13 protein-coding genes and 4 tRNA genes are annotated in these 13,114 nt (G+C 60.2%); 12 read left to right on the top strand and 5 right to left on the bottom strand.

Features of this window, described 5'->3' with window-relative positions; genetic code table 11:
* The first annotated feature begins 28 nt into the window (after positions 1 to 28).
* The 5 genes from csrA (at position 29) to mgtE (ending at position 2,531) form a co-directional block, all read left to right on the top strand.
* Positions 29 to 217: a carbon storage regulator CsrA gene (csrA, locus tag DM374_RS08965; RefSeq protein WP_010226667.1), complete on the top strand. Its 189-nt coding sequence runs from the start codon at positions 29 to 31 to the stop codon at positions 215 to 217.
* A 72-nt stretch (positions 218 to 289) separates the two neighbouring features.
* Positions 290 to 380: transfer RNA gene (locus DM374_RS08960), tRNA-Ser, on the top strand.
* Between the two features lie 108 nt (positions 381 to 488).
* Positions 489 to 565: transfer RNA gene (locus DM374_RS08955), tRNA-Arg, on the top strand.
* Between the two features lie 75 nt (positions 566 to 640).
* Positions 641 to 717: transfer RNA gene (locus DM374_RS08950), tRNA-Arg, on the top strand.
* Positions 718 to 1,088: 371 nt separating this feature from the next.
* The gene (gene mgtE / locus DM374_RS08945) at positions 1,089 to 2,531 is read left to right on the top strand and encodes a magnesium transporter (RefSeq protein WP_110969527.1); all 1,443 of its coding nucleotides are present in this window, start codon (positions 1,089 to 1,091) and stop codon (positions 2,529 to 2,531) included.
* 123 nt (positions 2,532 to 2,654) lie between these two features.
* Here the strand turns inward: mgtE and DM374_RS08940 are convergent, their stop codons facing one another.
* Positions 2,655 to 2,981, bottom strand: a complete 327-nt coding sequence (locus DM374_RS08940; RefSeq protein WP_003254499.1) for an Arc family DNA-binding protein — start codon at positions 2,979 to 2,981, stop codon at positions 2,655 to 2,657.
* Positions 2,982 to 3,320: 339 nt separating this feature from the next.
* On the opposite strand from DM374_RS08940, the gene phnN reads away from it, so the two are divergent.
* Positions 3,321 to 3,917, top strand: a complete 597-nt coding sequence (phnN, locus tag DM374_RS08930) for a phosphonate metabolism protein/1,5-bisphosphokinase (PRPP-forming) PhnN (RefSeq protein ID WP_110969525.1) — start codon at positions 3,321 to 3,323, stop codon at positions 3,915 to 3,917.
* On the opposite strand, the gene DM374_RS08925 is transcribed toward phnN, so the two are convergent.
* A complete protein-coding gene (locus tag DM374_RS08925) occupies positions 3,914 to 4,102 on the bottom strand; it encodes a hypothetical protein (protein ID WP_110969524.1) in 189 nt (62 codons plus the stop codon). The two genes, phnN and DM374_RS08925, sit on opposite strands and share 4 nt — an antisense overlap.
* Positions 4,103 to 4,396: 294 nt before the next feature.
* Here DM374_RS08925 and DM374_RS08920 point away from each other — a divergent pair.
* Positions 4,397 to 4,473: transfer RNA gene (locus DM374_RS08920), tRNA-Arg, on the top strand.
* Positions 4,474 to 4,481: 8 nt separating this feature from the next.
* On the opposite strand, the gene DM374_RS08915 is transcribed toward DM374_RS08920, so the two are convergent.
* Positions 4,482 to 5,048, bottom strand: a complete 567-nt coding sequence (locus DM374_RS08915) for a MarR family winged helix-turn-helix transcriptional regulator (protein WP_318531808.1) — start codon at positions 5,046 to 5,048, stop codon at positions 4,482 to 4,484.
* A gap of 161 nt (positions 5,049 to 5,209) precedes the next feature.
* Between DM374_RS08915 and DM374_RS08910 the strand changes: the two genes are divergently transcribed.
* The 5 genes from DM374_RS08910 (at position 5,210) to DM374_RS08890 (ending at position 11,181) form a co-directional block, all read left to right on the top strand.
* On the top strand, positions 5,210 to 6,163 hold the full coding sequence (locus DM374_RS08910) for a PDR/VanB family oxidoreductase (RefSeq protein WP_110969522.1): 954 nt from the start codon (positions 5,210 to 5,212) through the stop codon (positions 6,161 to 6,163).
* Positions 6,164 to 6,195: 32 nt separating this feature from the next.
* Positions 6,196 to 7,275: an aromatic ring-hydroxylating dioxygenase subunit alpha gene (locus DM374_RS08905; protein ID WP_110969521.1), complete on the top strand. Its 1,080-nt coding sequence runs from the start codon at positions 6,196 to 6,198 to the stop codon at positions 7,273 to 7,275.
* A 235-nt stretch (positions 7,276 to 7,510) separates the two neighbouring features.
* On the top strand, positions 7,511 to 8,839 hold the full coding sequence (locus DM374_RS08900) for an MFS transporter (protein WP_110969520.1): 1,329 nt from the start codon (positions 7,511 to 7,513) through the stop codon (positions 8,837 to 8,839).
* Positions 8,840 to 8,874: 35 nt separating this feature from the next.
* A complete protein-coding gene (locus tag DM374_RS08895; RefSeq protein WP_110969519.1) occupies positions 8,875 to 10,152 on the top strand; it encodes an OprD family porin in 1,278 nt (425 codons plus the stop codon).
* A gap of 99 nt (positions 10,153 to 10,251) precedes the next feature.
* Complete coding sequence (locus tag DM374_RS08890; RefSeq protein WP_110969518.1) at positions 10,252 to 11,181, top strand: LysR family transcriptional regulator; 930 nt, start codon at positions 10,252 to 10,254, stop codon at positions 11,179 to 11,181.
* On the opposite strand, the gene DM374_RS08885 is transcribed toward DM374_RS08890, so the two are convergent.
* Complete coding sequence (locus DM374_RS08885; RefSeq protein WP_110969517.1) at positions 11,172 to 11,615, bottom strand: GlcG/HbpS family heme-binding protein; 444 nt, start codon at positions 11,613 to 11,615, stop codon at positions 11,172 to 11,174. The two genes, DM374_RS08890 and DM374_RS08885, sit on opposite strands and share 10 nt — an antisense overlap.
* A 2-nt stretch (positions 11,616 to 11,617) precedes the next feature.
* Positions 11,618 to 12,961, bottom strand: coding sequence for a metal-dependent hydrolase family protein (locus DM374_RS08880; RefSeq protein WP_110969516.1), 1,344 nt, complete (start codon positions 12,959 to 12,961; stop codon positions 11,618 to 11,620).
* Positions 12,962 to 13,114: the final 153 nt, after the last annotated feature.

Here is a 13,114-nt window from a genome sequence, read left to right as displayed (position 1 = left end):
CTGAACTGAATTGCGTGAGGAGAAAGGTATGTTGATTCTGACTCGTCGGTGCGCAGAGAGCCTGATTATTGGCGATGGCGAAATCACCGTGACCGTGCTCGGCGTCAAAGGAAATCAAGTGCGGATCGGCGTGAACGCCCCCAAGGAAGTGGCCGTACACCGTGAGGAAATCTACCTTCGGATCAAGAAAGAGAAGGACGAAGAACCAACCCATTAATTTTTATCGATTTTTTTTCAAAAAAGAGTTTGCAAACGGGGAAAGCTCTGGTTATTATACGCCCCGTGTTGCGGAGAGGTGGCCGAGTGGCCGAAGGCGCTCCCCTGCTAAGGGAGTATACCTCACAAGGGTATCGGGGGTTCGAATCCCCCCTTCTCCGCCATTATTAATGTAGGGCGCTGTAATCTGATTCAAATTGCTAAGTCGTTGAAATTAAACGAAAAAGCACTTGTAAAAACGATTAAGCGAACTATAATGCGCGGCTTCAAATGCACTCGTAGCTCAGCTGGATAGAGTACTCGGCTACGAACCGAGCGGTCACAGGTTCGAATCCTGTCGAGTGCACCATATAAAGAAGCGGTTTCCAGCAGGAAGTTGCTTCTGCTTCAACCAGAGGTGATCTGGTCCATCAAGTACCACCCTGCACTCGTAGCTCAGCTGGATAGAGTACTCGGCTACGAACCGAGCGGTCACAGGTTCGAATCCTGTCGAGTGCACCATATAACGAAGAGCCCGCCTTAATGGCGGGCTTTTTGTTTTCCGCGATTATTTCTCCGATTAATAAAATGTCATCGAGCAGTCGATAGGGCGTGCTAATTTTTAGTTAGCGCATGTGCTCTTTTTCGGGTGCCTGCCGTCGCATTGATGGATTCGGGCGTTTGCTTCGGTCATTTTCGCAAACGATTGTTTTCGCCGATATTTTCAGCCCCTGGCAGCTCAAGCGGTGTATGATTGCGCCCGTCAGCCCCGCCGGGGCTTGTGGAATACCACCATGGACTTACCCAGTAGTTACTCAATAGCTCGTTTTGCCAATCACGATGTGACTGATTGATCTCCCGGCGTGCTCCGCTGCTGGGAGTGGAGTTCGCCTATGACTGAAGTCGAAGTAAAAAAGACGCAAGATAGCCTGCAGGATCGCCTGGCCCAAGTGGTCGAGTTGCTGCACCGCCAGCGCGTGGTTGAGGATCTCACTCACCGCCAGGAAGGCCATCATCAAGACCGGGTAGAAAACCTGGTTCACCGGCAGAATCTGGTCGAGCTGCAACGCAAGCTTGATGACCTGCACTCCGCCGACGTTGCCCACATTCTCGAAGCATTGCCCCTCGACGATCGCCTGACGGTCTGGCAGTTGGTCAAGGCTGAGCGAGACGGCGACATTCTCCTCGAAGTATCCGACGCGGTGCGTGAAACCCTGATCGCCGACATGGACGATCATGAGTTGCTCGCCGCCGCCAAGGAAATGGACGCCGACGAACTCGCCGACCTCGCCCCTGAACTGCCCCGCGACGTTGTCCATGAGTTGATGGAAACCCTCGATGGCCAGCAGCGTGAGCGTGTGCGCTCAGCCCTGAGCTACGACGAGGAGCAGGTGGGTGCGTTGATGGACTTCGAGATGGTCACCATCCGCGAAGACGTCAGCCTGGAAGTGGTTCTGCGTTACCTGCGCCGGCTCAAGGAGTTGCCCGGACATACCGACAAGCTCTTCGTGGTCGATTACGACGGCATCCTCAAAGGCGTGCTGCCGATCAAGCGCTTGCTGGTCAACGACCCGGACAAGCAGGTTTCCGAAGTAATGGCCAGCGACCCGGTCAGCTTCCACCCGGACGAGGACGCCTATGACGCGGCCCAGGCGTTCGAACGTTATGACCTGGTATCGGCGCCCGTAGTCGACAAGAACGACCGCCTGATTGGCCGTCTGACCATCGACGAGATGGTCGACCTGATTCGCGAAGAAAGCGAAAGCGAAGTGCTGAACATGGCGGGTCTGCGCGAAGAAGAAGATATCTTCGCATCGGTCTGGCGTTCTTTGCGTAACCGCTGGGCCTGGCTGGCGATCAACCTCATCACTGCCTTCCTTGCCTCGCGGGTGATTGGCCTGTTCGAGGGTTCGATCGAGAAGCTGGTGGCACTGGCGGCATTGATGCCGATCGTGGCCGGTATTGGTGGTAACTCCGGTAACCAGACCATCACCATGATCGTGCGGGCCATGGCGCTGGATCAGGTCAGCCCCGGCAACACCACGCGCTTGATGCGCAAGGAGCTGGCGGTCTCGCTGCTCAACGGCCTGATCTGGGGCGGGGTAATCGGAGTAGTCGCCTTCCTGCTGTATAGCAGCTGGTCGCTGGGCCTGGTGATGATGGCGGCGATGACGCTCAACCTGTTGCTGGCGGCGCTTATGGGTGTACTCATTCCGATGACCCTGGTACGCCTCGGACGAGATCCTGCCATGGGCTCCAGCGTGATGATTACCGCAGTGACCGACAGTGGCGGCTTCTTCATCTTCCTCGGTCTGGCCACAGTGTTCCTGCTGTAACGCCCAACTGAAGCAAAAGAAAGCCAGCAGAAATGCTGGCTTTTTTGTGAGCGCTGAAAAGCAAAACGCCCGATGCAGTGCGCCGGGCGTTTTGTTCTGAAGCGGGTTCAGGAAGAAAGAGGGTCAGGAAGCGTCCGCTGCCATCTCTACGTCGTGGGCGATCAGAGCAACCAGGGCGTTTTGCTGGCGATGGGACAGTTGACGGAAGCGTTGCAGCAGCTCGCGTTCATGCAGGGACAGTTCCGGGCTGTCCAGGCGCATGCTCAGCTCGTCGCCCAGTGCGCCTTCCTGGATAAGGCTCTGTTCCAGGCGGGCAATGATCTCGGAGTTCATGCTGCGGTGATGGTTACGCGCAACCTCGGCAATGCGCTCACGCATTCCGTCGGGTAGGCGGACGACGAATTTGTCTGCGGTGCGGCTTGAGTAGATAGCCTGTTTCATTGGGCGCATATAATTGACCGGTTTAGTTCAGGGGAAGCGGTTCTTGAAATTGGCCGCGCGATGAGACTACGACCATCATCACGGTCAAATGTTCAACCTGAATTGTGAATGAGGCCGTTATGATGCCTCATTGTCGCCGGTTCCTTGGCGTCAATTCTGTGACAAATATTGAACCGGGTGGAGGCTTTTTGCCAGTACCAATTATCAGAAATGAGTACTGGTTTGAAAAGTTTTGTGTCGGCCACTTACCCGCTTCAGACACCTTTTTACCTGCCATCAGCAACAGGCGAAAAGGTCATGGAAAGCGCCTAGAATGCGCGGGCTTTCCTATCTATGAGCATAGTGGCTATGCAGCATGACGCAAGGGGCGACGACCCGTTGGCCGCCCACGGCAGGTTGATCTACCTGATGGGACCCTCCGGGTCTGGCAAGGACAGTGTGATTGATCACGCACGACCTGCGTTGCAGGCGTTGGGGGTGGCTGTCGCCCGACGCGTCATTACTCGTTCCGCCGAGGCGGTGGGCGAAGTGGCACATAGTGTATCGCCATGGCAGTTCGCCACGCTACGTTCGAATGGGGCTTTCGCGCTGGATTGGCAGGCCAATGGCCTTTCGTACGGCATCCCTGTGGAGATCGATACCTGGCTTGCTGAAGGCCGGTCGGTACTGGTCAACGGGTCCCGTGCCCATTTGCTGGCGGCGCGTGCGAAGTATCCTGACCTGGTGCCGATTCTTCTGGCGGTGTCTGCAGAAGTCTTGAGAGAGCGACTGCTGCGCCGCGCCCGGGAAGGCGTCGAAGAAATCGAGGATCGACTGGCGCGCAACCTGCGGATTGCAGGTCAGTTCGATGAGGGCATTTATCTGCTGGATAATTCGACAACGCTGGACGCTGCCGTGCAGCGCCTGGTCGCGATACTGCGAGAGGTGGAAATCGGCGCCGCTTAGAAGGAGAGCGTGTGTTCCGCGACCGGAGTAGCGGACTGCTGCGGCGTCTCACCCAGAACTGCACGGCTCGGCTGCATCGAGGTTTGGTAATTCACCGTGTCGACAGAGGTTGTCGAGGGCATGAGGTTCAACCCGATCACGGCCGTCAGGGCAAGGGCGTTCAAGGCAATGAGGACGTGATTCATGGCGTGGGTTCCGGGGCTGTGGGATCAATACATTCCATTGTGGTTGATCCAGCAGTTGTCGTGCCAATCGAAATGTTTAAATTTTTCCTTTTAAATCAATGAGTTAATTGATTTTCTGGCTGAAGGCTTCGTGCATCCTGCAATGATGGCTTTATGCTTTGTTGCAGAATGCACGATCCGTCCTGCACGCGACGTGACGTCGGCAGGCAAAAAGCCCGATTCACGGCATGACAAATAGCTCCCTGCTGGTTAACATGCACGCCTTCCGCCGCGCGGCGTCCGCTGCCGGCTTGTGTCCCAGTAGCTCAATTGGATAGAGCATCCCCCTCCTAAGGGGAAGGTTGGCCGTTCGAACCGGCCCTGGGACACCATCTCGATTTCACTCCTCCGGCTCCACCGCATTCACCTTGTCCAACTGAGCAGTCATCCGGTGCAGAAAACCGATGAGTGTTTCCACCTCTGTTTCTGTCAGATCCCCCAGCAACAAGCGCTCCCGCTCCAGCGCGGTGACCAGTACCCGATCATGCAGCTCACGTCCCGCAGTCGTGAGCGAGACGGTATAGCGGCGCGCATCCTTTGCATCCACCTCAGTCGATACGTGCCCATCCCGTTCCAGGGTTTGCAGCGCCCGGCTGATGGCGCTCTTGTCCAGTCCGATGACCTGAACCATGCGGTTTGCGCTGATGTTGTTTTCAACCGCGAGCATCGCCAGCAGTCGCCATTCGACGATGCCAATCCCGAAATGCTTGCGGTAGCAGGCTGATGCGCCGCTCGACATTTTGTTGGTCAGGAAGGTCAGCAGCGCCGGTACGTAGCGATCCAGATTCAGTGGCGTGTGTGGCATGGCAGGAAAGGTACCCGTGCAGTGCAGTGAAATGAAATTAGTTGACACCGCAACTAAAATGGCTAGGATGAAAATCACCTGAGGATTACGCGTCCGCATCATAAGCGCACGCGACACTACAACAAAAACCAGAGGTTCCGTGTCATGACTCGCCTGTGCCCTTCGTTCCTGCCTGATCCGTAAACCCCCGCTCTCTCGCCGGTGTGCCCGGCATTTCCGTACTCATTTTTCAAACACTGCATAACCGTGGTGAGGGCAGGCTCATGCTCGAAGTTTGTGTGTCACAGAAAATCATCGAAGCCGACGGCGTTTGCAGCTTCGAACTGCTCGCCGTGAATGGGGCCGCATTGCCCGCGTTCACTGCGGGTTCGCATGTCGATGTTCACGTTGCGCCAGGTGTGGTTCGGCAGTATTCGCTGTGCAATTCCCCGCAGGAGCAAGGTCGTTACATGATTGCCGTGCTCTTTGAGGCCGAATCGCGTGGTGGGTCAAGGGGCATGCACCTGGAGGTGGGGCAGGGTGCCCGGCTCACAATCGGCACGCCCAGAAACCTGTTCGACCTCGATCTGACGGGGGAGCGCTATCTGCTGTTTGCGGGCGGCATCGGCATCACGCCGATCCTGGCCATGGCCCATGCCCTGATTGCCGCCGGCAAGGATTTCGAACTGCATTACTGCGGGCGTTCGGCGCAACGCCTGGCCTTTGTTGAGTTATTGAGCAGTCCGCCTTTCAGTCACCACCTTCGGTTGCATGTGGACGACGGCCCTGTCGAGCAGCGGTTCAACGCGGCGCAAGTGCTCGCGTGCCCTTCGGCGGGTGACCAGCTTTATGTGTGCGGCCCCGCGGGCTTCATGGCGCATGTGCAGTCCACGGCTCAGTCCTGCGGCTGGAGCGATCAGCAGATCCATCGTGAGGACTTCGCCGCACCACCCCAAGTGCTTGAGGGCGACCGTGCATTTGAAGTCGAACTCGCGCGTTCCGGTCGTGTGCTCACCATTCCTGCCAAGCAGACCGTCCTTGAGGTGCTGCTGGAGAACGCTATCGAAATTGAAAGCTCCTGTGAGCAGGGCATCTGCGGCGCCTGCATGACAGGGGTGCTGGCTGGTGAGCCTGACCATCGCGATCAGTTCATGACTGCTGCGGAACACGCCCGCAACGACAGTTTCACCCCTTGCTGCTCACGCTCGAACAGTCCGCGCCTGGTGCTGGACCTGTGAACCCCAACAAGAAACCGATGAAGGAAATCGTTATGAGTGCATCGCATGCTCAGGCCCTTGCCTATGAGGTTGGCGCGACCGCCGAAGAACCGAAGTTCCCGCTGAACCAATGGTACGTCGCCGGCTTCGCCTGGGAACTCAAGGACAAACCGCTTGGCCGGACGTTGCTGGGCAAGCCGGTGGTGCTGTTCCGCACCGCTGATGGCAAGGCCGCCGCACTGGAGGATCGCTGCTGTCACCGGGCGCTTCCGCTGTCCAGTGGAACGCTGGAGGAACAAGGCCTGCGTTGCGGCTATCACGGCCTTTTGTTCGACGCCATGGGGCAGTGTCTTGAAGTGCCGGGCCAGGCGAAGGTTCCGAGCAAGGCCAGGGTCCTGGCGTATCCCGTTCAAGAGCGCGACCAGATCATCTGGATCTGGTTCGGCAGTGCCTCGCAGCCACAGCCAACGATCGAGCCACCGGCTTACGAGGTTCACAGCAGCGGTGAGTACGTCTTCGAAGGCGGCATCTATCACTACGATGCGCCGTATCAACTGATCCACGACAACCTGCTGGACCTGAGCCACCTGGGCTACGTGCATCTGCGGACCATCGGCGGCAACGCCAGCGTGCACATGAATGCGCAGATGCGGGTTGACAGCGATGACACCTCGGTGAGAGTGGTCCGCCATATGCCCGGGTCGCAGCCGCCACCGACCTACAGTGCGGCGTATCCCTTCAAGGACAAGGTCGATCGCTGGCAGGAGATCGAATTTCTGGTCACGCATCTGCGCATTTGGACCGGCGCGGTCGATGCCGGAACGGAGGCCCTCGACGACCCGCGTCGTGGCGGTTTCCACATGCGCGGTTTCCATGGTGTGACGCCAGAGACCGAGACGACCAGCCATTACTTCTGGACCATTGCGACCAACCCCAAAAGCAATGTCGAAGCGATCAAAGCCAAGGTCGTAGAGCAGACCGAGATGACGTTCGACGAAGACAAGGTGGTGATCGAGGCCCAGTACAAGAACATGCTCGGTTTCGGCCCTCGGCCGATGATCGATATCCATGTGGATGTCGGTGCCAACCGCGCACGCAAGATCATCGAGCAGCTACGCCAGGCGTCTGCCTGATGGGGATCGACCCGCACAGGATGCCGGGTTCGGGTTGATCCGCGTCTCTGGCTGTCGATCAGATGTGGCATTGACCGGCAGCCATCCACGCTCGGCGATCCAGGCCGAGCCCTTGCGTTGCACACATAAGAAAAACAAGAAGGTCTCCAATGCAAATCTCACGTTCCCTCCATCGCAGGGTGATTACGGTCGCCCGCAACAATCCCTTCGGCTCTCGTAACCGGGAGGCAAAACAATGAATCAGCCTATCGCCGAACAACTGGACAGTAAGGACATGTGCCGCTTCCAGTGGCTGGTCGTTTCCCTGTGTTTTCTGATCAACATGCTTGATGGGTTCGATGTGCTGGTCATGGCATTTACCGCGTCCTCAGTGTCCAGCGAATGGGGGCTCAGCGGGATCGAAATAGGCTATCTACTGAGTGCCGGGCTGGTCGGAATGGCACTCGGCTCGTTGTTCATCGCGCCTTGGGCCGACCGCTTTGGGCGCCGTCCGTTGATCCTGCTGTGCATCTCGGTCGCAGGCATCGGAATGCTGGCTTCGTCCCAGGCATCTTCGGTGACCATGCTGGGTGCGCTGCGCTTGCTCACCGGGCTGGGAATCGGCGGCATCCTTGCGAGCAGCTATGTGATCGCCGGCGAGTACGCCAACAAGAAATGGCGAAGCCTGGCCATCAGCCTGCAATCCACGGCTTACGCACTGGGTGCCACGCTAGGCGGGATCTTCGCTGCGCAGATCATTCCCGATGCAGGCTGGCGCTCGGTGTTCCTGTATGGCGGCATCGCCACATTGCTGACGTTGCCGGTGATGTATTTCCTGCTGCCTGAGTCCATCGCCTACTTGCTGGCACGCCAGCCCCGTGATGCGTGGAGCAGGGTCAACCGGCTACTGCGCCGCACTGGCATCGAACCGGTCGAGGATCTGCCCAAGCCTGCCGCGCTTGCCCTGGCTTCGTCAGGCTTCACGGCGCTTTTCTCGAAAGAGCTGTTGCGTTCGACCTTGCTGGTCTGGGCGGGCTTTTTCCTGGTCATGTTCGGCTTTTACTTCGTCATGAGCTGGACGCCCAAGCTGCTGGTTTCCGCAGGGCTGTCCAACCAGCAGGGCATCACCGGCGGGGTGCTGCTGAATCTGGGCGGTATCGTCGGAACGTCCCTGATCGGACTGCTGGCGGCGCGGTATCGACTGTCCCGGGTCCTGATGAGCTACCTGATACTCAACGCACTCTTGCTTGCGGTCTTCGTTCACTTCACGTCCAACCTCAACGTAGCGTTTGTTCTGGTGCTGATGATCGGCGTGCTGGTGAATGGCTGTGTCGCCGGTCTTTACGCGCTTACCCCCGGTATCTACGGGCCCGAACAGCGCGTCACGGCGCTTGGCTGGGGAATCGGCGTGGGCAGGATCGGGGCCATCCTGTCTCCCCTGGTGGCGGGCGGACTGATCGACGCCCATTGGCAGCCAGCCGATCTCTACCTTCTGTTCGCCAGCGCATTCCTTGTCGCGGCCATTGCCGTGTGGCTGATGCAAAGGCGTTCGCCGCTACCCGCTGTGCACCCGCTCGCCTCCTGAGTCCATCACCAATAACAACAATAAGGTGACGCTGAATGAATACTCCCGTTTCTGCCCTCATGCCTGTCGGCTGGGGCATCCTCCTGGGCCTGCTGGCGCAAAGTGCGAGCGCCGGTTTCATCGACAACAGCAGTGCGACGCTCACTGCTCGCAATTTTTACCTGGACCGCGACTACAAGGGCGAATCGCCTTACCCGGCTGCGCGTGAGTGGGCTCAGGGATTCATCCTCAAAGCCAGCTCCGGCTTCACTGAGGGAACCGTGGGTTTCGGCCTGGATGCGACCGGCCTGCTGGGGCTCAAGCTCGACTCCTCGCCTGATCGCACGGCAACCCAACTGCTCTCCTACAACCCGGTAACGCGAGAGGCCCGGGATGAATACTCCGAACTGGGCATTACGTTCAAAGCCAAGGTTTCGAAGAGCAAGCTGTCGATAGGCACTCAGTTTCCGTCCTTGCCTGTGATAACCGCGAGCCCGGCTCGTCTGCTGCCCCAATCCTTCCGTGGTGCGTACTTGATCTCCGATGAGTGGGACGGAGTGACGATTCACGTAGGGCGAATGGACCGGGTGAACCTGCGCGACTCCACCGACTACGGGCCTATCGGGCTGGCCTCGCCGAACGGTCGCTTCCGCCCTGGCGCCACCTCCGAGCGTTTCGATTTCTATGGCGGGGAGTACCGGCCAGCGACCAATCTCACCTTGCGCCTGCTGCGGGCCGAACTGGATGACATCTACACCCAGGACTTCCTCGGCGTGCTCCACCTGGCACCGATGGGAGAGGGCACGTTCAAGTCTGATATCCGGGTCTTCAACAGTCGGGAGGATGGTCGGGCCAAGGCCGGCAGCATCGACAACCTGAACGTTGGCGGCATGTTCAGTTATCGGTGGGGCGCTCACAGCCTGGGAGTGGGCCACATGCGCCAGTTTGGCGACAGTGCGTTCCCTTATATCGCCGGCGGAGAGCCTGCCGTGCTCAGCGACGGCACCATGAGCGCGGACTTCGTCAACCCTGGCGAACGCACCTGGGCGGTCAGGTATGACTATGACTTTGCCGGCGTCGGCATTCCGGGGCTGACCGGAATGATGCGTTACCTGCACGGCGACAGCATCGACCTGCCGGCCTTGGGCGGCCGCGACCTCAAAGAGTCGTCGAAGGATTTCGAGCTGGCCTATGTCATACAGTCCGGGCCGGCCAAAGACCTGGTGTTTCGGGTCAGGGAAGCGTTCTACCGAAATCAGCAGGACGCGGGTTCGACCTTCAGAAGTGATAACGAAACCCGGATCAATATCGACTACACCCTGAAAATCTGGTGAGTCCTGGCTGGCGGTGCTGAGCCCAGGTATCGCCTGTCGCGATACCTGGCAGCGCGAAACAGGCGCGCGCGCGGCTAACCGTCAGGGTATAAGTCGCCCATGCGCTACCGTCGTCTCGATCTGAACCTGCTGGTCGCTTTGAATGTGCTGCTGGAAGAATGCAGCGTCAGCAGAGCGGCCCAGCGCCTGAACCTCGGCCAGTCGGCAACCAGTGCCGCACTGGCGCGGCTGCGCGAGCATTTTCAGGACCCGTTGCTGGTTCCCCTCGGTCGTGGCCTGCAGCTCACCCCGTTGGCGCGTCAGTTGGCACCCAAGGTGCGCGATGTTCTCGACCTGGCCGGCGAACTCGTGGAAACCACCGCCGACTTCGATCCTGCCCGCTGTGAACGGCGTTTCACCCTGGTGGCGTCGGACTATGTGGCGGCGACGCTGATACCCGCTGTCAGCCGCGAATTACGCCGCCTGGCGCCCGGCGCATCGCTGGTGGTGCGGGACTTGTCACTGCCGCGCGACGGCGACCAGGTGGCCGAAGCGCTGGAGTATCGCCGCAGTGATCTGGTGATCGTGCCGCAACGGCGGGTCAATCCCGCTTATCCCCATATTCCGCTGCTCGATGACGAACTCTGTTGCATCGTCTGCGCCGAGCACTGGCTACAGGGCAATGACCTGGACCTCGCCGGTTACCGCGCCGCCGAGCATGTGCAGCGAGAGTTCGCCGACGGACAGAGCCTTTCGCTGGACACCCAGCACCTGCGGGACATCGGTATCGAGCGGCGGGTGGTCGCGACGGTGCAGAGCTTCGCCTTGATGGCGGAGTTCGTGATTGAAACCCCACGGGTCGCCACGCTTTTCCGCCGTCAGGCCGAGGCGCTGGCGCGGCGTTATCCGTTGCGCGTGCTGCCGGCGCCCATCGACTTTCCGCCAGCCTCCCAGGCGCTGCAGTGGCACCCGCAGCAGGCGTGCGACCCGACGCTGGCCTGGTTCCGCCAGGTGCTGGTGGAGCAAGCCGCCTTGCTGAGTCAGGGCTGAGGGTCGCCGGTCTCGCCGTGCAAGCCGACTTCTGCGATGGCCAGCAGCGCACAACGCTCGTCGTTGTCCGAGGTATCGCCGCTGACGCCGAGGGCACCGAGCAAGTGGCCTTCGGCATCGCGCAGCAATATTCCACCGGCGACGGGGATCACCTCGCCATCGGTCAGGCTGTTGATCGCATCGAAGAACGCGGGCATCGCCTGGGCCCGGCGTGCCAGTTCCCGGCCGCCCATGCCCATGCCCAGACAACCGCGTGCCTTGCCGGTGGCGATTTGCGGGCGCAGGAAGCTGGCGTGCTCATCGCGCAGCACCGCCAGCGGGTGGCCGGCGCTATCGAGTACCGCCGCAGCCACTGGGCGCAGGCCCAGGTTACGGGCATGGCGAAGGGTGGCCGCGGCCAGGCGCGCGGCGTGTTCGACGTCGAGGCAGGTCATGTTCATTGGCTCCATTTGCCGAGTTCCGCGACGCGGTTGCGGGTGTAGAGATCGGTCCACTTCAAGGTGTTGAAGTCCGACACTTGTTTGGGGTTGTAGGCGGTCCGTTGCAGGCTCACCGGCTCCCCGGCTTTGTAGACGGCCAGCAGGCGGTTGCGGTCCTGCAGGATGCGGATGTCATCCAGCGGCGAGCCGTCGAGTATCAGCAGGTCGGCCTGCTTGCCCGGCTCCAGGGTGCCGAGCGTTTCGCCACGGGGCATCAGGCGAGCGCCGACGTTGGTTGCGGCAAACAGTGCTTCTGCTGGAGTGAAGTCCAGGCGGCGGACCAGCAGTTCCAGCTCACGGGCATGCCATTCGCCGTAGGGCGTGACCGCAAAGCCGCTGTCGCTGCCGCAGGCAAAGGGGATACCGGCGGCCTTGGCCCGCTTGAGCACCGGTGTACCGACTTCCAGAGTGCGTGCGCAGTAACCGGCGTAGCCGGTGGTGATGGCCGGGTCGTGGGGCTGGCAAAAGTCCACGGTGTTCTGCGGGAAGGTCATTGTCGGAGCCAGTACGGTGCCGGCTTCGAGCAGTGCCTCGATGCAGGCATCGTCCATGTAGAAGGCATGGAAGACCAGGTCCACGCCTGCCTTGGCCGCATACATCACGGCCTCGCGGCCGTAGGCGTGAGTGGCCACGCGGCAACCGAGGCGGTGGGCTTCCTCGACCATCTCCCGGGTTTCGTCGGCGGTGAAGGCGGCGATGATTTCGCCGTTGGGACGACGCTGCGTGCCGTCCATGGCGATCTTGATCAGGTCCACGCCATCCTTGGCCTGCTTGCGGATTTCCGCGATGGCGTCGGTACGGCTGGTGACCAGGGCAGCGGTGAAATATTCCGGTGCACCGACGCGGCTCGGGAACCAGTCGTTGAGGCTCTGCCGGTTGGTGATCACACGGCTGCTGGCGGCAATCCGCGGCCCGTCAAACAGGCCCGCGTTGACCGTGTTGCGCACGGCGATGCTGAGTTGACCGCTGTCGCCGGGACAGATCATGGACGTGACGCCGGCGGCCAGCACGTGCTGAGAGAAGAACAGCCCGCGCAAGGCGCGAAATTCGTCACTGGTCCAGATGTCGATGTCTTCCTCGCTCTGCGCGTTGCCGAACGCCAGGTGGGTGTGGACGTCCACCAGGCCCGGCATGACGAAATCGCCACGGACTTCCCGATCGCCCGCCGCTGGTCGTGGCGCCTGGGCCGTCGGGCCGACATGGCGGATCACGCCGTTGTCGATGATCAGGGTCTGCTGCTGGCGGACGTCCAGTCCGGTGCCATCGAACAGGGTGGAGCAGTGCAGGTGCAGGGCGCTCATGGTTGGGAATCTCCTCGTCTTGTTTTTCCGCAGGCTAGGGCGCCAGTCCTTGGGTGCACCATCAGATGCTGTCGATGGCCAACCATCGACGCCGTTGATAGCTGGCGACAAGCCGCGCAGCGCCTGGGCGAGGGAGAAATACAGCGGCGGACC

The organism is Pseudomonas huaxiensis (genome assembly GCF_003231275.1).
Classification (GTDB): Bacteria; Pseudomonadota; Gammaproteobacteria; order Pseudomonadales; family Pseudomonadaceae; genus Aquipseudomonas; species Aquipseudomonas huaxiensis.
The sequence above is the reverse complement of the archived record's forward strand: the minus strand, read 5'-3'. Positions and strand labels throughout refer to the sequence as shown.